Annotated in this window: 21 protein-coding genes and 1 tRNA gene; 12 read left to right on the top strand and 10 right to left on the bottom strand. The window is 69.0% G+C overall.

Features of this window, described 5'->3' with window-relative positions; all coding sequences use genetic code 11:
• The first annotated feature begins 24 nt into the window (after nt 1–24).
• Together HWD99_RS16905 and HWD99_RS16900 are read left to right on the top strand one after the other, a co-directional pair.
• Entirely contained in the window at nt 25–1,449 is a 1,425-nt protein-coding gene (locus tag HWD99_RS16905; protein WP_241797350.1) for an FAD-dependent oxidoreductase, read from the top strand.
• 301 nt (nt 1,450–1,750) lie between these two features.
• Entirely contained in the window at nt 1,751–2,578 is an 828-nt protein-coding gene (locus HWD99_RS16900) for a DUF3106 domain-containing protein (RefSeq protein ID WP_241797349.1), read from the top strand.
• A gap of 17 nt (nt 2,579–2,595) precedes the next feature.
• On the opposite strand, the gene HWD99_RS16895 is transcribed toward HWD99_RS16900, so the two are convergent.
• A tRNA-Leu gene (locus tag HWD99_RS16895) sits at nt 2,596–2,668 on the bottom strand.
• Nucleotides 2,669–2,812: 144 nt separating this feature from the next.
• On the opposite strand from HWD99_RS16895, the gene HWD99_RS16890 reads away from it, so the two are divergent.
• The 3 genes from HWD99_RS16890 (at nt 2,813) to HWD99_RS16880 (ending at nt 6,025) form a co-directional block, all read left to right on the top strand.
• Nucleotides 2,813–4,060: an alanine racemase gene (locus tag HWD99_RS16890; protein WP_241797348.1), complete on the top strand. Its 1,248-nt coding sequence runs from the start codon at nt 2,813–2,815 to the stop codon at nt 4,058–4,060.
• Nucleotides 4,057–5,370, top strand: coding sequence for a D-arabinono-1,4-lactone oxidase (locus tag HWD99_RS16885; RefSeq protein ID WP_241797347.1), 1,314 nt, complete (start codon nt 4,057–4,059; stop codon nt 5,368–5,370). The genes HWD99_RS16890 and HWD99_RS16885 overlap by 4 nt, the downstream gene beginning before the upstream one ends.
• Before the next feature lie 88 nt (nt 5,371–5,458).
• The gene (locus HWD99_RS16880; RefSeq protein ID WP_241797346.1) at nt 5,459–6,025 is read left to right on the top strand and encodes a LemA family protein; all 567 of its coding nucleotides are present in this window, start codon (nt 5,459–5,461) and stop codon (nt 6,023–6,025) included.
• Between the two features lie 85 nt (nt 6,026–6,110).
• Here HWD99_RS16880 and HWD99_RS16875 read toward each other — a convergent pair whose 3' ends face one another.
• Nucleotides 6,111–6,602 (bottom strand): hypothetical protein, encoded by a 492-nt coding sequence (locus HWD99_RS16875; RefSeq protein WP_241797345.1) that lies wholly within the window; start codon nt 6,600–6,602, stop codon nt 6,111–6,113.
• Nucleotides 6,599–7,861 carry a winged helix-turn-helix domain-containing protein gene (locus HWD99_RS16870; RefSeq protein WP_241797344.1) on the bottom strand — a complete coding sequence of 421 codons (1,263 nt, stop codon included), beginning with the start codon at nt 7,859–7,861 and terminating at the stop codon, nt 6,599–6,601. Before HWD99_RS16870 ends, HWD99_RS16875 begins: the two co-directional genes overlap by 4 nt.
• 76 nt (nt 7,862–7,937) lie before the next feature.
• On the opposite strand from HWD99_RS16870, the gene HWD99_RS16865 reads away from it, so the two are divergent.
• Both HWD99_RS16865 and ilvA read left to right on the top strand, forming a co-directional pair.
• Nucleotides 7,938–9,134: an AI-2E family transporter gene (locus HWD99_RS16865; protein ID WP_241797343.1), complete on the top strand. Its 1,197-nt coding sequence runs from the start codon at nt 7,938–7,940 to the stop codon at nt 9,132–9,134.
• Nucleotides 9,131–10,360: a threonine ammonia-lyase gene (gene ilvA / locus HWD99_RS16860; protein WP_241797342.1), complete on the top strand. Its 1,230-nt coding sequence runs from the start codon at nt 9,131–9,133 to the stop codon at nt 10,358–10,360. Before HWD99_RS16865 ends, ilvA begins: the two co-directional genes overlap by 4 nt.
• Nucleotides 10,361–10,435: 75 nt before the next feature.
• On the opposite strand, the gene greA is transcribed toward ilvA, so the two are convergent.
• Together greA and HWD99_RS16850 are read right to left on the bottom strand one after the other, a co-directional pair.
• The gene (gene greA, locus HWD99_RS16855; RefSeq protein ID WP_194764803.1) at nt 10,436–10,927 is read right to left on the bottom strand and encodes a transcription elongation factor GreA; all 492 of its coding nucleotides are present in this window, start codon (nt 10,925–10,927) and stop codon (nt 10,436–10,438) included.
• A gap of 96 nt (nt 10,928–11,023) precedes the next feature.
• Entirely contained in the window at nt 11,024–11,410 is a 387-nt protein-coding gene (locus HWD99_RS16850; protein ID WP_241797341.1) for a DUF4307 domain-containing protein, read from the bottom strand.
• A 69-nt stretch (nt 11,411–11,479) separates the two neighbouring features.
• Here HWD99_RS16850 and HWD99_RS16845 point away from each other — a divergent pair, with 69 nt between their 5' ends.
• A complete protein-coding gene (locus HWD99_RS16845; protein ID WP_241797340.1) occupies nt 11,480–11,764 on the top strand; it encodes a hypothetical protein in 285 nt (94 codons plus the stop codon).
• A 27-nt stretch (nt 11,765–11,791) separates the two neighbouring features.
• Here HWD99_RS16845 and HWD99_RS16840 read toward each other — a convergent pair whose 3' ends face one another.
• Complete coding sequence (locus HWD99_RS16840; protein WP_241797339.1) at nt 11,792–12,520, bottom strand: hemolysin III family protein; 729 nt, start codon at nt 12,518–12,520, stop codon at nt 11,792–11,794.
• 97 nt (nt 12,521–12,617) lie between these two features.
• Between HWD99_RS16840 and HWD99_RS16835 the strand changes: the two genes are divergently transcribed.
• The 4 genes from HWD99_RS16835 (at nt 12,618) to HWD99_RS16820 (ending at nt 17,655) form a co-directional block, all read left to right on the top strand.
• Complete coding sequence (locus tag HWD99_RS16835) at nt 12,618–13,397, top strand: isoprenyl transferase (protein ID WP_241797408.1); 780 nt, start codon at nt 12,618–12,620, stop codon at nt 13,395–13,397.
• Between the two features lie 274 nt (nt 13,398–13,671).
• Nucleotides 13,672–15,054, top strand: a complete 1,383-nt coding sequence (locus HWD99_RS16830) for a PhoH family protein (RefSeq protein ID WP_241797338.1) — start codon at nt 13,672–13,674, stop codon at nt 15,052–15,054.
• 163 nt (nt 15,055–15,217) lie between these two features.
• Nucleotides 15,218–17,449, top strand: a complete 2,232-nt coding sequence (locus HWD99_RS16825; RefSeq protein WP_241797337.1) for a carbon starvation CstA family protein — start codon at nt 15,218–15,220, stop codon at nt 17,447–17,449.
• A complete protein-coding gene (locus tag HWD99_RS16820) occupies nt 17,449–17,655 on the top strand; it encodes a YbdD/YjiX family protein (protein ID WP_241797336.1) in 207 nt (68 codons plus the stop codon). The genes HWD99_RS16825 and HWD99_RS16820 overlap by 1 nt, the downstream gene beginning before the upstream one ends.
• Nucleotides 17,656–17,800: 145 nt before the next feature.
• Here HWD99_RS16820 and HWD99_RS16815 read toward each other — a convergent pair whose 3' ends face one another.
• From HWD99_RS16815 to HWD99_RS16800, 4 genes are read right to left on the bottom strand one after another with little or no spacing between them, the layout of a single operon-like run.
• Nucleotides 17,801–19,219, bottom strand: coding sequence for an aspartate ammonia-lyase (locus tag HWD99_RS16815; RefSeq protein ID WP_241797335.1), 1,419 nt, complete (start codon nt 19,217–19,219; stop codon nt 17,801–17,803).
• Nucleotides 19,216–19,905, bottom strand: a complete 690-nt coding sequence (locus HWD99_RS16810; RefSeq protein ID WP_241797334.1) for a carbonic anhydrase — start codon at nt 19,903–19,905, stop codon at nt 19,216–19,218. Before HWD99_RS16810 ends, HWD99_RS16815 begins: the two co-directional genes overlap by 4 nt.
• A 5-nt stretch (nt 19,906–19,910) precedes the next feature.
• Nucleotides 19,911–20,549 carry a DUF4245 family protein gene (locus HWD99_RS16805; protein ID WP_241797333.1) on the bottom strand — a complete coding sequence of 213 codons (639 nt, stop codon included), beginning with the start codon at nt 20,547–20,549 and terminating at the stop codon, nt 19,911–19,913.
• A complete protein-coding gene (locus HWD99_RS16800) occupies nt 20,546–20,785 on the bottom strand; it encodes an exodeoxyribonuclease VII small subunit (protein WP_241797332.1) in 240 nt (79 codons plus the stop codon). Before HWD99_RS16800 ends, HWD99_RS16805 begins: the two co-directional genes overlap by 4 nt.
• Nucleotides 20,786–20,809: the final 24 nt, after the last annotated feature.

The raw sequence follows: 20,809 nt of genomic DNA, 5'->3' as shown, positions 1-20,809 counted from the left end.
CCCTCTGTGCCTCAGAACAGCACTGTGCCCAAGATTCTGATCGTCGGTGGAGGCTATGCAGGCTTCTACACGGCGTGGAAGCTGGAGAAGCACCTTCGTAAGGGTGAAGCCGACGTCACCATGGTCGACCCGCTGCCCTACATGACGTACCAGCCCTTCCTCCCGGAGGTCGCCGCCGGCTCGATCGAGGCCCGCCACTCGGTGGTCGCCCACCGTCGTCACCTCAAGCGCACGAACGTGCTCACCGCGAAGGTGACGGGTATCAACCACGCGGAGAAGGTCGCGACGATCACCCCTCCCGTGGGTGACCCGTACGAGTTCGCGTACGACCAGATCGTCGTCACGGCCGGTGCCGTCTCGCGCACGTTCCCGATCCCGGGCATCGCCGACAACGCGATCGGTCTCAAGACGATCGAAGAGGCCGTCGCGATCCGTGACCGTCTGATGTCGAACTTCGACAAGGCCGCGTCGCTGCCCGCCGGACCCGCGCGTGACCGTCTGCTCTCCGTCGTCGTGGTCGGCGGTGGCTTCGCCGGCATCGAGGTGTTCGCCGAGCTGCGCTCGCTCGCCTCGTCGCTGGTGGCGAAGTACCCGCAGATCAGCTTCGAGGACACGCACTTCCACCTCATCGAGGCGATGGGCCGCATCATGCCCGAGGTCTCGCTGCCGACGAGCGAGTGGGTCCTCAAGGACCTCGCCAAGCGCGGTGCCAACGTGCACCTCGACACGCAGCTCACCAGCGCGGTCGACGGCAACGTCGAGCTGTCGACGGGCGAGGTCATCCCGACCGACCTCATCGTCTGGACCGCCGGTGTCATGGCCAACCCGACCGTCGTGCGCGGCGGCGACCTGCCCGTCGAGGAGCGCGGTCGTATCCAGACCCGTGCGGACCTGCGCGTCGGCACGCCCGAGGCGTTCGTCGAGGGCGCCTGGGCCGCCGGTGACGTCTCGGCCGTTCCCGACCTGTCGGGTGGCGGCGTCGGAGGCTTCTGCGTGCCGAACGCCCAGCACGCGGTGCGCCAGGCGAAGCTGCTCGCGAAGAACCTCGCGGCCGTGCTGCGTGGTGAGGACCCGAAGGAGTACTTCCACAAGAACCTCGGCGCCGTCGCCGGCCTCGGCCTCTACAACGGCGTCTTCCAGTCCGGCAAGATCGCCCTCAAGGGCTTCGTCGCCTGGGTCGCGCACCGTGGCTATCACGGCCTCGCGATGCCGACGTGGGAGCGCAAGTTCCGCGTCGTCTGGGGCTGGTGGAACAACCTGTGGCTCGGTCGCGACCTCGTGAACCTCGAGACCGTGCAGAACCCGCGCTACGTCTTCGAGGAGTTCGCCGCGCGTCCGCGTCCGGCAGCCGACGCTCCGGCGCCGTCCGCCGCTCCCGCCGCCAAGGCGGAGCCGCCGGTCAAGAAGACCGCGGCGAAGAAGCCCGCCGAGGCTGCGGCCGCGAAGTAGTCGCGCCCCCTCGTCTCGAAAGCCCCGATCCCTGCGGATCGGGGCTTTCGTCGTGTGGGGAGCGCTGCGCCCGGTTCGCACCGCATTCATAGCTCGGCCCGCTACCGTGATCCTCGCAAGGGGAGTACTCCCGACTGCGGTGGCGTCGTCATTACGGACATGAGATCGTGTCCCGGCCCACCGGCCCTTCTCGGGTGGAGGAGACCTGGCGTCCGTATCCGCGGACAGCCGTCGAACCCCCGTGCCCTCCGAGGTCGTGCGTCCGGTGGCTGTTCACACGCCACACGAAGGAATCACGACCATGGGAATGCTGGACCGTCTGCTCGGAATGGCCTCACAGGCTCTCGACCTCGATGGCAAGAAGGGCGACGCTCGCCCGTCCGAGACATCTCGCCACACACCGTCTGCGCGCGACGGCGCCCGACACCCGTACAGCCCGCCGCCGGCCCCGGGCGCGAGAAGCCGGACCCAGGGCGCAGCCAAGACCCCGAGTGGGGGGACGGACGCCGATCGCGCGGCGATCGCACGCTACGACTACCTGCTCCAGACCGCCGACCCGCACCGGGTCGAGGAGATCCACCGCGAGGCGTTCTCACGCCTGACGCCGGCGCAGCGCGCGCAGGTGCAGGAGCGCATGAATGCCGAGCTGCCGCCGCAGGAGCGCCCCGCGTCAGCATCCGCCTTCGACCTCGCCCGCGCCGCCGGTCGGACCGAGGCCGCCGGTCCCGGGCGGATGCGGGGGCTGCTGTCACGCGTGCGCGGCGTCGGCGCCGCCGGTGTCGTGGGCGGGGCTGCCGTCGGCGTGCTGGGAGTGGTGGCGATGGGGGCGGTGACGAGCGCGGTCGCCGGGCCGCTGCTCGAGCAGGCGGCCGGTCTCGGTGTCGACTTCGACGCGCTGGCGCAGGGCGTGGACCTCGAGGCGATCGCGGGAGGGCTCGGAGCCGAGGAGCTCGTCTCCGGCGCGGCCGAGGGCATGTCCGGTGCCGTCGATGGAGTCTCGGGTGCGGCGGAAGGAGTGCTCGGTTCGGCCGGAGAAGCGGTGTCGGGCTTCGGCGACACTGCCGGGGAGTGGGGCCAGAAGCTGGGCGACCTCGGGATTCCGGGGATCGGCGACCTCTTCGGACGCTGATGCCGACGGTCCGTGGGTGCCCCCGCTGGGACTCGAACCCAGACTGAAGCGATTTTAAGTCGCCTGCCTCTGCCATTGGGCTACGGGGGCGTGCGGCCGGTGCCCTGGCTCAGCGTACACGGAGCGCGAGGGCGCACCTCCGCCGAGCGACGGACCGAGCGACGGGCGACGCATGCCTGCGACCCGGTCTCGAAAAGCATGATCCTCGGTCCACCGACGCCGTAGGGTGGGGGAGTGCTCGACCTCACCGCTGATCTGAGCCCTGACCGGGGACCCTCGTCCGTCGCTCCGGAGTGGCAGGATCCCTCCCGATACTGGCCACGCCTGTCCGCGGCGACCGGTCATCTCCCGGCACCCGTCGCCGTCATCGATCACGATGCGCTGCGCCACAACGCGATGGACCTGCTGGCGCGTGCCGGGGGACTGCCGATCCGCGTGGCGTCGAAGTCGGTCCGCGTGCGATCGGTGCTCGACGCCGTTCTCGCACTCCCGGGGTATCGCGGCATCCTGGCGTTCACGCTCGCCGAAGCGCTCTGGCTCGCCGAGACGCACGATGACATCGTGATCGGGTATCCGACGGTCGACCGCGCCGGGCTCGCAGAGCTGTTCGCCTCGGAGGAGGCGGCACGACGCGTCACGCTGATGGTCGACGATCCGGCGCACCTCGACGTGATCGACAGCGTCGCGCCGGCGGGGCGCAGACCCGAGATCAGGGTGGCGATCGATGCCGACGCATCGTGGCGGTCGGCGACCCTCGGGCACATCGGGGTGCGGAGATCGGCGCTGTTCAGCGCGGGCGAGGTCGCCGCGTTCGCCCGCCAGATCGTCCGGCGCCCCGGCTTCCGGCTGGTCGGGCTGCAGATGTATGAAGCCCAGATCGCCGGCCAGGGCGACGACGCGGGTGCGGATGCTCCGCTGATCCGCTTCGTGCAGTCGCGCTCCCGCGCCGAACTCCGAGAGCGTCGCGCAGCGATCGTGGCGGCTCTCGTCGATGTCGCGCCGCTGGAGTTCCTCAACGGCGGGGGCACCGGTTCGCTCGAGTTCACCGGCAGCGACGAGTCCCTCACGGAGGCGAGCGCGGGCAGCGGGCTTCTCGGCGGACACCTGTTCGACGGCTACCGCTCGTTCCGCCCCGCTCCGGCATCGGCCTTCGCCTTCGACGTCGTCCGCCGACCTGCCGTCGACATCGCCACGGTGCTCGGCGGCGGGTGGATCGCCTCCGGCCCCGCCCTGGCATCCCGGCAGCCGCTGCCGGTCTGGCCGGAGGGTCTGCGGACCCTCGCCCGCGAGGCGGCCGGCGAGGTGCAGACGCCCCTGCAGGGGCGCGCCGCATCGCGTCTCGGGGTCGGCGACCGGGTCTGGTTCCGTCACTCCAAGAGCGGTGAGCCGGCCGAGCGCATCGAGCGGTATCACCTGGTCTCCGGAGACGAGGTCATCGACGAGCTGCCGACCTACCGCGGCGAAGGAAAGGCGTTCCTGTGACGAGGATCGGCGGCACGTGGCAGAACTGGGCGCGATCCGCGCAGGTCAGACCGCTCCGCGTCGAGCGCCCGCGCTCCCCGGAAGGCGTGCAGCGTGCCGTCGTGGCCGCGCTCGCGCACGGGCTCAGCATCAAAGCGGTGGGCGCAGGCCACAGCTTCACGGGAATCGCGATCGCCCCGGGGGTGCTGCTCGAGCTGGATGACATGCAGGGACTCGTCTCTGCCGATCCGCAGCGGGGACGGGTCACCCTGCTGGCGGGAACACGGCTCCATCGCATCCCCGCGCTGCTCGCGCCGCACGGCCTCGCGATGGAGAACCTCGGCGACATCGATCGGCAGTCGATCGCCGGGGCCGTGTCGACCGGTACCCACGGCACCGGATCCGGGTTCGGTGGTCTCGCGACGCAGGTCGTGGGCGTCACGATGGTCACGGCATCCGGCGACTTCCTCCGCATCGACGACGAGAACAGCCCCGAGCTGCTTCCCGCCGTGGCGCTGGGTCTCGGCGCACTCGGCATCATCGTCGAGGTCACGCTGCAGTGCGTGCCCGCGTTCGTGCTCGACGCGGTCGACGAGCCCGCGCCCCTCGACGACGTGCTGGCGACCCTGGACGATCGCGTCGCCTCGTCCGATCACTTCGAGTTCTACTGGTTCCCGCACACCGAGGTCGCCCTGACGAAGCGGCAGACCCGCGTGCCGGAGTCCACCCGACGGCAGCCGCTGCCCGTCGTGGGCCGCTGGATCGATGAGACGCTGCTGTCGAACGGCGTCTACCGCGTGGTGTGCGCGGGGGCGCAGCTGGTGCCCGCCGTGACTCCGCCGTTCAACAGGCTCGCCGTGAGGCTCACGGGTGACCGTCGGTACACCGACCGTTCGCACCGGGTGCTGACCCAGAGCCGTACCGTGCGCTTCCGCGAGATGGAGTACGCGCTTCCCGCCGAGCACGTGGTGCCGGCGTTCCGCGCCGTTCAGAAGCTGATCGAGCGACGAGGGTGGCGCATCGAGTTCCCGATCGAGGTCCGCTTCGCGGCGGAGGACGATCGCTGGCTCTCGACAGCCCACGGTCGGGCGACCGGCTACATCGCCGTGCACCGCTACTGGAGAGCCGACCCGACGGCCTACTTCGAAGCGGTCGAGCAGATCATGCTCGAGCACGGTGGCCGGCCGCACTGGGGCAAGCTCCATACCCTCGACGCCGCGCAGCTGCGCGAGAGGTATCCGCGATTCGACGACTTCACGGCTCTTCGCGACCGACTGGATCCCGAGCGACGGTTCTCCAACCGGTACCTCGACCGCGTGCTGGGGGAGTGAGACCACGCTCCGGTGCACGGGCCGCACCCAGTCGGCGTGCAGACTGCGCGGATAGGATGAGACAAACACGAGGAAGGGTGGGCCTCTGATGGAATGGCTCGTGCCGGTACTGATCGTCGTCGGTGTGATTCTGCTCGTCGGAATCTATCTGTGGGCGACGTACAACTCGCTGGTGCAGCTGAAGATCCGCGTCGACGAGGCATGGAGCGGCATCACCGTGCAGCTCAAGCGCCGAGCTGATCTGATCCCCAACCTGATCGAGACGGTCAAGGGGTATGCATCGCACGAGAAGGCGGTGTTCGAGAACGTCACGCGTGCTCGCGCCGAGACTCTCTCAGCCGGTGGCCCCGGCGAGGCCGGAATCGCCGAAGGACACCTTCAGCAGGCCCTCCGCAGCCTCTTCGCGGTCGCCGAGGCGTATCCGCAGCTGCAGGCGAGCCAGAACTTCCTCCAGCTGCAGCAGGCGCTCGTCGACACCGAAGACAAGATCCAGGCCGCTCGCCGCTTCTACAACGGCGGAGTGCGTGAGCTCAACACCAAGATCAAGGTCTTCCCGAACAACCTGTTCGCCAAGGGACTCGGCTTCACCGAGCGGGAGTTCTTCGAGGTGGCAGACAGCGGCGCGATCTCCGAACCGCCCCGCGTGCAGTTCTGAGCCTGAGGCTCTGACGTCCGAAGGCCCGATGCGCATCGCCGCATCGGGCCTTCCGCGTCTCCGGAGGAGGCTCCGGGGCAATCCGTCACCAGATGTCGAGGTCGACCCGGTCTCCGGTGATCGTCGCATCCCCGCGGACGGACCACGACTCGGTGCGATAGGTCTCCGTCCGTGCTGCGCCGTCCTGTCCCGTGCCCGTGACCGTCGCGACCAGCACTCCGCCGTCGGCGACGAAACCGTCATCGGTCAGTTCGAGCACGGGCATCCGCTCGATCCGGAATCGGATCCCGTCGACGTCCGCGAACTCCGTCCCCCACGGGATCCGGATGCCGCACCCCTCGGGGACGGCACCTCCGACGATCTCCTCGGAGGTGCACTCCTCGAGCGCGTCGTCGAGCCGCTGCTGGGCGAGCTCCTGCGGATCACGGGAGGCCGTCGGCGAGGCGGAAGCGGCGGTGGAGACCGGATCATCGGGGGACGGGTGCTCGCTCGACGCCTGCCACACCCAGAGCACTGCGCCCGCGAGCACGAGGGCGGCGGCGACGCTGCCCACGGTCCACGCCGTGCGGCGGCTCATGTCACGCCTTCTCTGGCGTGCACGTGGCGGCGGACCGATGCCTCGGGGTGAGCGGAGAGAGCCGCGTGCAGGCTGTCGGCGGCTGTGCCCCACCCCGACACCGAGATGTGCGCGAGCCCCTGCCACGAGGCCGCGAGTGCGAGCTCGGCGGCGATCCGCTCGGCATCGACGGAGGGCTCGGCCTGAGGCTCCCACCAGGCGGATTGCACCTGAAGGGTCGATGTCGCACGGTCTGCCTTGAGGTCGACGCGGGCGACGATCCGGTCGCCGACGAGCACGGGCAGCGAGTAGTACCCGTACCGTCGCTTCTCTGCGGGGACGTAGATCTCGATGCGGTAGTCGAGCTCGAAGGCGCGCAGCGCCCGGTCGCGGAACCAGACGACGGGGTCGAACGGGGTCAGCAGCGCCGCCGCATCGACTCGGCGCGGCAGAACCGCCTCGCGGTGACGCCATGCCGGAAGCGCCCGGCCCCCGCGATCCCATCCGCGCACGGTGACCGGGAGGAGCTCGCCCGCCTCGGCGAGGTCGGCGATGGACCGCGCCACCGCCGACCGATCGCGGATGCGATGGTAATCGGCGAGGTCGGACTGGGTCGCCACCCCCGACGACCGTGCCGCGCGTCGCGTGAGCTCGCGGATCGCGTCGTCACGAGGCACGTGCGTCGAGAGGATGTGATCGGGGATCACGCGCTCGGCGAGGGCGTAGCTGCGCTCGAATCCTCGACGCCCGCTGATGGCGACGTCTCCCGTGCGCCAGAGGTGCTCGAGGGCGAGTTTCACGTCATCCCAGTCCCACCAGGTGCCGCGCTCGCGGGGAGCATCGGCTCGCAGATCCGCCGGGCGGAGCGGCCCGCGGTCACGGAGCTCGTCCTGCACCCACTGCAGCGTGCGGGCGTTGCTGCTCATCCAGGAATCGGGTCCTGCCCAGCGCGCACGGAAGTCGTCCATCCGGAATCGCCATAGCGGCCAGTCCTCGACGGGGATGAACGTGGCTTCATGCGCCATGTACTCGACGTAGTGCGTCGTGCGCGAGTGGAACGCCCGATCGAGCAGTGCCGGGTCGTATGACCCCAGTCGCGAGAACATCGGCAGGTAGTGCGAGCGCGCGAACACGTTGACCGAGTCGATCTGCAGGACCCCGAGCCTGTCCATGACGCGGTGCAGGTGCCGCGTGGAGACGGAGCTCGGTCGAGCGCGCGTGAAACCCTGTGCGGCGAGCGCGATTCGTCGAGCCTGGGTGGCGCTGAGGGTGTCGGTCACGTCGTCAGCGTATCGCCGGACGCCGACACCGGAGCGGTCGTCGAGACGGCCGGTGGCCGCGCCGTAGACTTGGGCGATGAGCGAAGAGCAGCGTCCCCGGCTGAGAGATCTCTTCCGTCCGCGCGCGGCTGCCCCGGATCGCCCCGCGGCCGCCCAGACCGACGAGGCGGTCCCCGTCGGGCTGCGCATCACGGCGGCCTACGCCTGGCGGCTCCTTCTCATCGCCGCCGCGGTCGCGGGGATCATCTGGCTCGTGATCGAGCTCAAGCTCCTCGTCATCCCGCTCATGGTCGGCATCCTCATCACCGCGCTGCTGTGGCCCGCGATGCAGTGGATGCTGCGGCACCGCTTCCCACGATGGCTGGCCGTCGCCCTCTCGATCATCGGGACCCTGGCGATCGTCTCACTGCTGCTCTGGCTCGTGATCTGGCAGGTGCGCGCACAACTGCCCGACGTGCAGGAGCGCAGCGCGAAGGCGATCGAGGAGTTCCGTCAGTTCCTCCTCACCGGACCCCTGCACCTCAGCGAGACCCAGATCCAGGGCTACATCGACCAGGGTCTGCAGATCATCAACGAGCAGACGCAGGCTCTTCTCAACGGCGCCCTCGCTGTCGGCACCACCGCTGCGCACGTCGTGACGGGCGCGGTGCTGTCGCTGTTCATCCTCATCTGCCTGCTGGCGGACGGGCGAGGCATCTGGAGATGGACGCTGCGTCTCTTCCCGCGGGCTGCGCGCCCCGCCGCTGACGCGGCGGCGAGCAACGGCTTCGCCACGATCGTCAACTACGCACGGACCCAGATGCTCGTGGCGGCGATCGACGCGGTCGGCATCGGGATCGGTGCGGCTCTGCTCGGTGTGCCGCTGGCGATCCCGGTCGCGGTGCTCGTCTTCCTCGGCTCGTTCATCCCGATCGTGGGTGCCGTCGTGACCGGCGCCATCGCCGTGCTGCTCGCCCTCGTCTACAACGGCCCCTGGATCGCGCTCGCGATGCTCGCCGTCGTCCTCGGCGTCCAGCAGCTCGAGGGGCACATCCTGCAGCCGATCCTGATGGGATCCGCCGTCAAGGTGCATCCTCTCGCGGTCGTGCTGGTCGTCGCCGGGGGATCGATGGTGGGAGGAATCCCGGGAGCCCTGTTCGCGGTGCCGCTCGCGGCGTTCGTCAACGTCGCCGCAGTGACCGTCAGCACCGGCTCCTGGCGCACCGGCGACCAACCAGACGCAGACCTGATCTGGAGCACAGTTCCGCGCGAACGTAGACGGAGGAATCGATGAGCGCAGTCCCCAGCCTGACCGAGTTCGAGAGCGCTGCTCAGAGTCTGGCTGAGGTGATCACGCACACTCCGACTCTGCCGTCGCGCGCCCTGTCCGACATCCTCGGCGCACCGGTGCTGCTCAAGATGGAGAACCTGCAGCGCACGGGCTCGTTCAAGATCCGCGGTGCAGCCTATCGCCTCTCCCGGCTGAGCGCGGAGGAGCGCTCCCGAGGCGTCGTCGCGGCCTCGGCGGGCAACCACGCCCAGGGCGTCGCGCTGGCGGCCCAGGCCCTCGGCATCCCCGCCACGATCTTCATGCCCATCGGGGTGCCGGTGCCGAAGCTGCTCGCCACGCGAGGCTACGGCGCAGAGGTCGTGCTCGAGGGCGAGACCGTGGCGACGTCTCTCCGGCTCGCCTCGGAGTTCTCTGAGCGCACCGGGGCCATGCTCATCCACCCGTTCGATCACCGCGACGTCGTCGTCGGTCAGGGCACACTCGGGCTCGAACTGCTCGATGACGCGCCCGAGGTCGACACGATCGTGCTCGGGATCGGCGGCGGAGGCCTCATCGCCGGGGTCGCCGCGGCGGTCAAGGCGAGAGCCGCACAGCTCGGGCGCACCGTGCGCATCATCGGGGTGCAGGCCGAGAACGCCGCAGCGGTGCCGCCCTCGCTCGACGCCGGACACCCGGTGGACATCGAGACCAGGCCGACTATCGCCGACGGCATCCTCGTGGCGCGCCCCGGAGCGATCCCGTTCGACATCATCAAGGATCTGGTCGACGAGGTCGTCACCGTCTCGGACGACGACCTCGCGCGTGCCATCCTGATCCTGCTCGAGCAGGCCAAGGTCGTCGTCGAACCCGCAGGAGCCGCGGGGGTCGCGGCTATCCTCGCCGGCAAGGTGGCGGCGACGGGAACGACCATGGCCGTGCTGTCCGGCGGGAACATCGACCCGCTCCTGCTGCAGCGCGTCGTCTCGCACGGGCTGGCGGCGTCCGGCCGGTACCTCACGATCCGCATCCCGCTGCCCGACCGTCCCGGTCAGCTCGCACGGGTGTCGGAGCTCATCGCCGAGGCGGGCGCCAACGTGATCGAGGCCATGCACACGAGGCACGGGCACGGTCTGCAGATCAGCGAGGTGATCCTCGAGCTCAGCGTCGAGACCCGCGGCGCCGAGCATTCCGAGCACACGCTCGACACGCTCCGCCGCGCGGGCTTCGAGCCGATGATCGTCCCGGACTGACCCGGCTCGAAGAGCGCGGAACGAGAAGGGGCCCCGTCCGAACGGACGGGGCCCCTGTCGATTTCCTCGCGGGGATCAGCCCGTGTAGGTCTCGACGTTCACGATCTCGACCGAGATCGAGCGCCCGTTCGGCGCTTCGTAGGACGACTTCTCGCCGACCTTGAGCCCGAGGATCGCCTGCCCGAGGGGGCTGGCCTCGCTGTACACGTCGAGGTCGCTTCCGCCTGCGGCGATCTCGCGGCTGCCCAGCAGGAAGACCTCTTCACCGCCGGCGACGAGCGCGGTCACGACGGTGCCGGGCTCGACGATTCCCCGGCTGGCCGGCGCCTCGCCGACCTTGGCGGTCTTGAGCAGTCCCTCGAGGGTGCGGATGCGGGCCTCCTGCTTGCCCTGCTCGTCCTTCGCGGCGTGGTATCCGCCGTTCTCCTTGAGGTCGCCCTCCTCGCGGGCCGCCTCGATGCGCTTGGCGATCTCGTCGCGCCCCGTGGTCGAGAGGTGTTCCAGCTCGGCGACGAGCCGGTCGTAGGCTTCCTGCGTGAGGAAGGGAACCTGAGCGTCAGTAGACATGACGAAGCTCCTTCGTTAGGTACCCGCCGACGGTCCGCGGGGGATATGCCAAGACGCCCCGGCACGGTGCCAGGGCGTCGTCTGTCTGCGTAGAGTCTAAGCGACCCAGCAGGCCTTCACCAAACCTGTCGTGGCCTCGCCGACGGTCGGCACGGTCGCCGAATAGGTCTGCGAGTGGCTGTCTCCGGCGGGGATCTCGATGACCTTCCAGCCCACGACACCGAACTCCTCGTCGAGAGCCTCGACGACGCAGCCCACGTCCTTTCCCTGCACACCGGTCACCTGGAAGCGCACCTCGACGCTGTGCTCGTCGATCAGATCGAACCCGAGGTCGTCGGCGTCGACCGAGTTCATCTGCGTGGAGACCACGCTCCAGCCGAGCACGCCGACCAGTGCCGCGGCGGCCAGGATGCCCGCGATCCACGGCCATCTCCGTCGCCGGGTACGGCCATAACGTTCGTCGAGCTGCTGTGCGGTCGTCACAAGGGGGGTCTTCCGGTCGTTAGGCTGGTCATTACAGGTTATGCGACCTGTGCGTGAAAGGCAGATTCCATGCTCGCTCTGACCGAGACCCCGATGCCGACGCCCTCGATGACGGTGGCTCCGGAGCTGGTCACCCCCGGCTTCGTGGGGTTCGCCGTCGTCGTGTTCATCCTGATCGCGGTGATCCTGCTGATCCTCGACATGAACCGACGCATCCGCCGTGTCCGCTACCGCGAGGAGGTCCGGGAGGAGCTCGACGCCGAAGAGGCGGCTCGTGCAGCCGACGAGGCCACCGAGACCGATGCCGATCTGCCCGTCGTCCGCGAGGGCGACGACGACCCGGAGAAGCGCTGACGCCTTCTTCGGTCGCCCGACTCGCGATCAGGCCCCGAGCGAGGGGCTCAGCGGCTCGAGCGCGATGAGCAGGCACGCGGTCCAGTGGCACAGGAACGCGAGCACCGTGCAGACGTGGAAGATCTCGTGGAAGCCGAAGTGGCCCGGCCACGGGTTCGGCTTCTTGACCGCGTAGACGATGGCGCCGCCCGTGTAGAGCAGGCCGCCGACGATGACGAGGATCATCATGGCGACGTTCGCCGCGAGAAGGTCGGCCATGTACATGACCGCCGCCCACCCGAGCAGCAGGTAGAGCGCGACGTAGAGCCACCGGGGGGCGTTGATCCAGAACACCCGGAACAGGATCCCGAGCAGGGCACCGCTCCAGACCAGGACGAGAAGCAGAGAGCCCTTCCCCGGGGGCAGCGCCAGCACGGCGAGCGGCGTATACGTGCCGGCGATCAGCAGCAGGATGTTGGCGTGGTCGATGCGCTTCAGGACGACCTTGACCTTCGGGCTCCAGTCGAAGCGGTGGTACAGCGCCGAGTTGCCGAAGAGGAGCAGCGAGGTCGCCATGAACACGGCGGCAGCCCACTTGGCGGCGCCGCCCTGAGCGAACGCGATGAGCACGACGCCCGCGACGATCGCGACGGGGAACGTGCCGGCATGGATCCAGCCCCGCCAGGTGGGCCTGATGTCGACCTGCGCGTCGTGCGCCGCCTCGTCCAGAAGCGGCAGCTGGGGCAGATCTTGTGCGGAGGACTCGGGTGCGCTCACGTGCCCACTCTAGGCGGCGCGCCATTCCACCAGGCGTACATATCCTGAGCATCCTTCCCCTGCCTTCCGGGGCGCGGCACGATAGCGTAGGGAGGTGATGACACGCGAGGGCCAGGGGCGAGGGCCGCTGTACCGGCTTTACACCAGCAGGCTTCGCCGCCACCTCGATCCCTCCTCCGTCCCCCATCACGTCGCCATGATGATCGACGGCAATCGCCGCTGGGCACGGCAGCTCGGGTACTCGACGCCCGCCGAGGGACACCGCGCGGGTGCTGCGAAGATGCGCGAGTTCCTCGGATGGTGCGACGAACTCGGGATCCGCGTCGTGTCCCTGTATCTGCTGTCGAGCGACAACCTGCGAAAGCGCGACTCGTCAGAGCTCGCCGACCTCATCGAGATCATCGCGGAACTCGCCGAGGCGCTGTCGCGCGAGGGGAACTGGCGTGTGAAGCACGTCGGCCGCGCCGACATCCTGCCGCCCGAGCTGGCGCGCGTGCTGGCCGATGCGCAGGAGCGCACGCGCGATCACACCGGACTGCACGTGAACCTCGCCGTGGGATACGGCGGGCGCAACGAGATCGTCGACGCCGTGCGCAGCATCGTCACCGCGCATCAGGCGTCCGGTGGCACGATCGAAGATCTCGCCGCGCACCTGACGCCGGACATGATCGGCGAGCACCTCTACACGGGCGGACAGCCCGATCCCGACCTCGTGATCCGCACCAGCGGCGAGCAGCGGCTGAGCGACTTCCTGCTCTGGCAGAGTGCGCACAGCGAGTTCTACTTCGTCGAGGCGCTCGGACCCGATCTGCGTCAGGTCGACTTCCTGCGCGCCATCCGCGACTACGCCGATCGGGATCGTCGCTACGGACGCTGAGCCCGAGCATCGATCCGGCGTCTTCGCCCTCGCGCCCGGCGCGGCTCGCGGTGGCTCTCGAGATCCTCTCGCAGGCGCTCGACGCCGACGGCAACGCCCCGTTCACGAACTCGTAACGAAACGCTGGCGTGTCGAGCCGCAGAAATGTCGGCGCCTGGTCGTAGCTTCGAGGCATCGGGCAAGGCGCCCGTCGGGTCGGCCTCAGGTTCGCGACTCGTGACCCCCCTGGTCGACTCGTTCGAACAACCGGGATTCCCCGGGTCGGGAGTGGGTCGTGACCTCACGTACAGCGCAGCAGACCAGCACCGCGCAGCAGTCCACCCGTAAGACGACGACGACGCGAGCGGCTTCCGCGGATCCCGATCAGGATCTGCGGACCTATGTGCTCGACACGTCGGTCCTGCTGAGCGATCCGCAGGCGTTCTTCCGGTTCGCCGAGCATTCCGTCGTGCTGCCGGTGGTGGTCATCACCGAGCTCGAAGGCAAGCGCCACGACCCTGAGATCGGCTACTTCGCGCGGCAGGCGCTGCGGCACCTCGACGACCTGCGCATCGAGCACGGTCGGCTGGACTTCCCTGTCGAGGTCGGCGAGGGAGGAACCCTCCGCGTCGAGCTCGCGAACACCGACGCCTCGGTGCTCCCGGCCGGCATCCGACTCAGCGACAACGACACCCGCATCCTGTCGGTGGCGATGCATCTCGCGCAGGACGGCCAGGACGTGACCATCGTCTCGAAGGACCTCCCGATGCGCGTGAAGGCGGCGTCGCTCGGGCTGAGGGCCGAGGAGTACCTCGCGGAGCAGGCGGTCGACTCCGGGTGGACCGGCATCACGACGCTGAACCTCTCGGGCGACGAGATCAGCGACCTGTACGAGAGCGAGGTCGGCATCAGCGATGACGCACGAGGCCTTCCCGTCAACACCGGTCTGATCATCCACTCGGAGCGGGGGTCGGCGCTCGGCCGGGTGAGCGGAGACGGCGAGTACCGTCTCGTGCGCGGAGACCGCGACATCTTCGGCATGCACGGACGCTCGGCCGAGCAGCGGATCGCCATCGATCTGCTGACCGACCCCGATGTCGGCATCGTCTCGCTCGGCGGACGGGCGGGAACCGGCAAGTCGGCGCTGGCCCTCTGCGCAGGACTCGAGGCGGTGCTCGAGCGTCAGCAGCAGAAGAAGATCATCGTCTTCCGCCCGCTGTTCGCCGTCGGCGGTCAGGAACTCGGATATCTCCCCGGCGATCAGGGCGAGAAGATGGGGCCGTGGGGTCAGGCGGTCTTCGACACGCTCGGGTCTGTCGTCTCGGGCAACGTCATGGAGGAGGTCGTCGAACGGGGCATCCTCGAGGTGCTTCCGCTCACACACATCCGCGGTCGCTCGCTGCACGACGCGTTCGTGATCGTCGACGAGGCGCAGTCGCTCGAGCGCAACGTCCTCCTCACGGTGCTCAGCCGCATGGGGCAGAACTCCCGGGTCATCCTCACGCATGACGTCGGACAGCGGGACAACCTGCGCGTCGGCCGCCATGACGGCATCGCCAGCGTGATCGAGACCCTCAAGGGGCACGATCTGTTCGCGCACGTCACCCTCATGCGCTCCGAGCGCTCCGCGATCGCGGCGCTGGTCACCGAGCTGCTCGAGGGCGGCGAGCTCAGCTGAGATCCCCGAGAGCGGATGCCGTGTCTTCGCGGCATCCGCTCTCGTCTGCCCGCTCTCGTCTGTCTGTCCGCATGCCCGGACGCGCATCGGCGATCCGCGTTCCGTCTCGACGACCCCGGGATTAGGCTCGGGGCATCAACCGCAGACGATGGAGTGATGCGCGATGACCGATGCGACGAAGACCGTGGAAGACGACCGGCTGCCGCCCGTGGCGGTGGACGAGGAACCGCGGTGGACGCCGCTGAAGATCGTGCTCTGGGTGGCGATCGCGGTTCTCGGGGGCGTCGCGTGGACGATGCTCGCGATCGTCCGCGGCGAGACCGTGAACGCCATCTGGTTCGTGTTCGCCGCGGTGTGCACCTACCTCGTCTTCTATCGCTTCTACTCGAAGTTCATCGAACGGAACCTCGTCAAGCCGAATGACCGGCGGGCGACGCCTGCCGAGTACAAAGCCGATGGCAAGGACTACGTCGCCACCGACCGGCGCGTGCTGTTCGGTCACCACTTCGCCGCCATCGCCGGTGCCGGACCACTCGTGGGACCCGTGCTCGCGGCGCAGATGGGGTACCTCCCCGGCACGATCTGGATCATCGTCGGCGTGGTGCTCGCCGGCGCGGTGCAGGACTACCTGGTGATGTTCTTCTCCATGCGCCGGGGCGGACGGTCCCTCGGACAGATGGCCCGCGACGAGCTCGGACGGTTCGGAGGCACCGCGGCGATCATCGCCACACTCCTCATCATGATCATCATCACGGCGATCCTCGCCCTGGTGGTCGTGAATGCACTGGGTGAGAGCCCTTGGGGAGTCTTCTCGGTGGCGATGACCATTCCGATCGCCCTCTTCATGGGCGCGTACCTGCGCTGGATCCGCCCCGGCAAGATCACCGAGGTCTCGCTCATCGGCTTCGTCCTCCTCCTGGCCGCGATCATCGGCGGCGGCATGGTCGCCGAGACCGACTGGGGCCAGGCGATCTTCACTCTCGACCGGACGACGATCGCGTGGGGCATCATCGTCTACGGCTTCATCGCCGCGGTGCTTCCCGTGTGGATGCTCCTGGCTCCCCGCGACTATCTCTCGACGTTCATGAAGATCGGCGTGATCGTGGCGCTCGCCGTCGCGATCCTGTTCGTGCGGCCCGAGATCACCGTCCCGGCGTTCAGCGAGTTCGCCGCGGGGGAGACGGGGCCTGTGTGGTCGGGCGCTCTGTTCCCCTTCCTCTTCGTGACGATCGCGTGCGGGGCGCTGAGCGGCTTTCACGCCCTCATCGCGTCGGGAACGACGCCGAAGATGATCGAGAAGGAGAAGCAGACCCGGTTCATCGGGTACGGCGGGATGCTGATGGAGTCGTTCGTCGCGATCATGGCGCTGGTGGCCGCGATCTCGATCGATCGCGGACTCTATTTCGCGATGAACTCCTCGCCGGCAGCGACACTCGGCACGGTCGAGGGCGCGGTGCAGTTCGTGAACAGCCTCGGTCTGACGGGGGTGAACCTGACGCCGGAGATGCTCACGAGCACCGCAGAGGCAGTGGGGGAGGAATCGATCGTCTCGCGCACCGGAGGCGCCCCGACCCTCGCCCTCGGTCTCGCGCACATCATGCAGCAGTGGATCGGCGGCACCGGGATGATGGCGTTCTGGTATCACTTCGCGATCATGTTCGAGGCGCTGTTCATCCTGACCGCCGTGGATGCCGGCACCCGCGTCGCGCGTTTCATGCTGCAGGACTCCGTCGGCAACGTCATCCCGCGCTTCAAGGACACGTCGTGGCGGGTGGGAGCGTGGATCTGCACGGCCGTGATGGTCGCCGGATGGGGAGCGGTCCTCATCATGGGAGTCACGGATCCGCTCGGGGGCATCAACACCCTGTTCCCGCTCTTCGGCATCGCGAACCAGCTGCTCGCCGCCATCGCGCTCGCCGTGGTGCTCACGATCGTCGCCCGCAGGCGTACGTTCCGGGTGCTGTGGGTGGTCGCCGTCCCGCTCGCCTTCGTGACCGTCGTGACGGTCACCGCGTCCCTGCAGAAGATCTTCTCGACCGTGCCGCAGGTGGGCTACTTCGCGAACCATGTCGCGTTCCGCGACGCTCTCGCGGCGGGGGAGACGTCCTTCGGCACGGCGACCAGCGTCGCGGCGATGGAGGCCGTGGTCCGCAACACGATGATCCAGGGCATCCTCTCGGTCACGTTCCTCGTGCTGTCGGTGATCGTGATCGCGATCTCGCTCGTGAAGGTCATCGGGGCACTGCGTCCCGGGCCCGTGGTCGATCACGAGGATCCCGAGGTGCCGTCTCATCGATTCGCCCCCGCCGGACTCCTCGCGACGGCCGAGGAGCGCGCCGTCGAGAAGCAGTGGGCCGCACTGCCCGAGTCCGCTCGACCGACGAGGGGGCACTGATGGCCGTCGTCGGCAGGGATGCCGCGCGCCGGGTCTGGCGGGCTGTCGCCTGGTACGTGAACGGCGTGACGGGGCAGTCACGGTATGCCGAGTACGTCGCCCATGAGCGAGCACGGCACCCCGGGCGCGAGCCGCTCGGCGAGAGGGAGTTCTGGCGGCGGCACTATGCGGCCCAGGACGCCGATCCGGGTGCCCGCTGCTGCTGACGACTCGGTCGAATCCGTCCCGATCGGTCCGCGGTCACACGCGCTTCGGGTGCCGCGCGAGCTTCCGGCATCAGGGCAGAAAAGGAAGAACGCCCCGATCTGCGGGCCGGAGCCTGCGGATCGGGGCGCTCTCAGCGCCGGACGATCAACCCGGGTGGGTCATCGAGAGCAGGTCGAGCTTCTCGTCGAGCTGCTCGAGGGTGAGGTCTCCGCGCTCGACGTAGCCGAGGTCGATCACCGCGTCACGCACGGTGATGCCCTTGGCGACCGAGTGCTTGGCGATCTTCGCCGCGGCCTCGTAGCCGATGAGCTTGTTCAGCGGCGTGACGATCGACGGGCTCATGCCTGCGAACGCGGCTGCCCGGTCGAGGTTCGCCTGCAGGCCGTCGACGGTCTTGTCGGCGAGCACGCGCGACGCGTTCGCCAGCAGACGGATCGACTCGAGCACCGCGGTGCCCATGACGGGGATGGCGACGTTGAGCTCGAACGATCCGGACGCTCCGGCCCACGCGACGGTCGCATCGTTGCCGATGACACGCGCGCACACCATCAGCACGGCTTCGGGGACGACCGGGTTGACCTTGCCGGGCATGATCGACGAACCGGGCTGCAGGTCGGGGATGTGCAGCTCGCCGAGACCCGTGTTCGGGCCCGAGCCCATCCACCGCAGGTCGTTGTTGATCTTGGTCAGCGAGACCGCGATCGTGCGCAGGGCGCCGGATGCCTCGACGAGGCCGTCGCGGTTGGCCTGGGCCTCGAAGTGGTCCTTCGCCTCGGTGATGGGGAGTTCGGTCTCGGCGGCGAGCAGCTCGATGACCTTCTGCGGGAACCCGAGGGGCGTGTTGATGCCGGTTCCGGTGGCGGTGCCGCCCAGCGGGACCTCGGCGACGCGGGGCAGCGCGGACTGCACGCGCTCGATGCCGAGGCGCATCTGACGGGCGTATCCGCCGAACTCCTGGCCCAGCGTGACCGGCGTCGCGTCCATGAGGTGGGTGCGACCCGACTTCACGGCGTCCTTCCACAGCTCCGCCTTCGCCTCGAACGCCACCGCGAGGTGGTCGAGCGCAGGGATCAGCGTGTCGATGAGAGCCTGGGTCACCGCGATGTGCACCGAGGTCGGGAACACGTCGTTCGATGACTGCGAGGCGTTCACGTGGTCGTTCGGGTGCACGTTCGCACCGAGGATGCGGGTGGCGAGGGTCGCGAGGACCTCGTTCATGTTCATGTTCGACGACGTGCCCGAGCCGGTCTGGTACGTGTCGACCGGGAACTCGGCGTCGTGGGCGCCGGAGGCGACCTGGTCCGCGGCCTGCGCGATCGCATCGGCGATGGCACCGTCGAGCGTGCCGAGGTCCTTGTTCGCGAGAGCTGCGGCCTTCTTGATGCGCGCGAGGGCGGCGATCTGGGTGGACTCGAGTCCCTTGCCCGAGATCGGGAAGTTCTCGACCGCCCGCTGCGTCTGCGCACCGTAGAGCGCGTTCACGGGGACGCGCACCTCACCCATGGTGTCGTGCTCGATGCGGTACTGCGACTCGTCGCCGCCGTGCTGGTGTGTGTCGGTCATTCCGAACCCTCCTTGGTTGCGGGGTCGTGCCCCTCGGTGTCGATGCCGTCTGTGTCGATTCCGACCGTGATGACGGGCACTGCGGTGCCTTCGGCCAGACGGTAATTGGCGCCCACGATGCCCAGACGCCCGTCGGCGACCGCCTGGGAGATCACTTCGGACGACTGCAGCAGGTCGCTCACGGTGTTGCGCAGGTGCTCCTGGCCGACCAGGTCGGCGTCGATCTCGGCGACCGTCGATCCGCCGCTCTCGACGAGGACCTTGCGGGCGGCGGGGACGATCGGGGCGATCAGCTTCCAGATGTGCGGGGGCAGCGGAGCGGCGTCGATCGCGGTTCCGTCGATGGCGGCGCGCACGGCGCCGCACGAGTCGTGCGCGAGGACGACGATCAGGGGAACGTTGAGGACGGCCACGGCGTACTCGAGGCTCGCGACGATCGACTCGCCGATCACCTGACCGGCGTTGCGCACGACGAACAGGTCGCCGAGCCCGAGGTCGAAGATGATCTCGGCGGCGAGGCGCGAGTCCGAACAGCCGAAGAGCGTGGCGACGGGATGCTGGGCGGCGGCCAGGTGCTTACGGCGCGCGACGTCCTGATTCGGGTGCCGGGGGGCGTCGGCGACGAATCGCCGGTTGCCCTCCTGCATCTGCTTCCAGGCGGCGGCGGGCGTCAGCGTATCTGTCATGAGGGCTACTCCGAGAGGTCACGGATCTGGGGGACGAGGGACTCGGCGAGTTCGGCCGTGGAGTCGGCCGAGCGCGAACCGTAGAGAAGCAGGTAGTCGTCACCCGCCTGGGTGCCGATCGCGTGGGTGATGTTCTGCTTCGCTCCGGCATCGCCCAGCTCGAAGACATCCCACTCGAGGCCGCCGATCGACGTCGTGTCGGTGGGCGCGGTGCCGTTCAGCCGCTGCGGCGCCCACGACGAATCGGCGTCGAAGGCCTGTGCCAGGCGGATGAATCCACGCTCGTCCTCCGCGGAGGGCGCGAGGGTCACGTCCCACACCACGGTCGCGCCGCTGGTGAGCTCGGCGGCGTTCACGCGCCAGAAGTCGCCGAGATCGGGCACGATCACCGGGCTGTCCATGGTGGATTCCACATCGCCGGCGATGCCGACCATGTCGACCGTGGGGGCGCTCGCCGGCTCGCCGCGAGGGACCGCGAAGACGATCACCAGGACGATGGCGAGAGTGGCGATGAGCGCGGCCACGAGGCTGCGCACCGTCTGACTCGACCGGTAGGCCTTGCTCGACGCGGCCTTCCGTGCGGCGGTCTCCTCGGGAGTCTCGGGGCGTCCGAGCTCGGCGACGATGGGTGCGGGCTTGTTCACGACTCGACCTCGTCGGAGCTGTCGGATGCCGAGGCGCGAGCGGCCTCGAGGCGGCGCTTCGCGCCGAGAAGCCACTCCTCGCAGCGGGCGGCCAGCGCCTCGCCGCGCTCCCACAGGGCGAGCGACTGCTCGAGCGTCGGGGAGCCCTGTTCGAGCTCGGAGACGACCTGCACGAGCTCGTCGCGAGCGGCCTCGAACGACAGCGTGTCCACAGGGGTGTCGTTCAGCGCACTCACCCCTCCATCCTACGCGGTGCGCAG

Source organism: Microbacterium sp. C5A9, assembly GCF_022627955.1.
GTDB lineage: Bacteria > Actinomycetota > Actinomycetes > Actinomycetales > Microbacteriaceae > Microbacterium.
Note: the sequence above shows the minus strand (reverse complement) of the source record. Positions and strands in the feature narration are given on the sequence as shown.

Coding starts and splice junctions, on each gene's coding strand:
- HWD99_RS16900 (WP_241797349.1), top strand. CDS start 1,751: ATGGGAATGCTGGACCGTCTGCTCGGAATGGCCTCACAGGCTCTCGAC.
- HWD99_RS16880 (WP_241797346.1), top strand. CDS start 5,459: ATGGAATGGCTCGTGCCGGTACTGATCGTCGTCGGTGTGATTCTGCTC.
- HWD99_RS16875 (WP_241797345.1), bottom strand. CDS start 6,602: ATGAGCCGCCGCACGGCGTGGACCGTGGGCAGCGTCGCCGCCGCCCTC.
- HWD99_RS16865 (WP_241797343.1), top strand. CDS start 7,938: ATGAGCGAAGAGCAGCGTCCCCGGCTGAGAGATCTCTTCCGTCCGCGC.
- ilvA (WP_241797342.1), top strand. CDS start 9,131: ATGAGCGCAGTCCCCAGCCTGACCGAGTTCGAGAGCGCTGCTCAGAGT.
- greA (WP_194764803.1), bottom strand. CDS start 10,927: ATGTCTACTGACGCTCAGGTTCCCTTCCTCACGCAGGAAGCCTACGAC.
- HWD99_RS16845 (WP_241797340.1), top strand. CDS start 11,480: ATGCTCGCTCTGACCGAGACCCCGATGCCGACGCCCTCGATGACGGTG.
- HWD99_RS16835 (WP_241797408.1), top strand. CDS start 12,618: ATGACACGCGAGGGCCAGGGGCGAGGGCCGCTGTACCGGCTTTACACC.
- HWD99_RS16825 (WP_241797337.1), top strand. CDS start 15,218: ATGACCGATGCGACGAAGACCGTGGAAGACGACCGGCTGCCGCCCGTG.
- HWD99_RS16820 (WP_241797336.1), top strand. CDS start 17,449: ATGGCCGTCGTCGGCAGGGATGCCGCGCGCCGGGTCTGGCGGGCTGTC.
- HWD99_RS16815 (WP_241797335.1), bottom strand. CDS start 19,219: ATGACCGACACACACCAGCACGGCGGCGACGAGTCGCAGTACCGCATC.
- HWD99_RS16810 (WP_241797334.1), bottom strand. CDS start 19,905: ATGACAGATACGCTGACGCCCGCCGCCGCCTGGAAGCAGATGCAGGAG.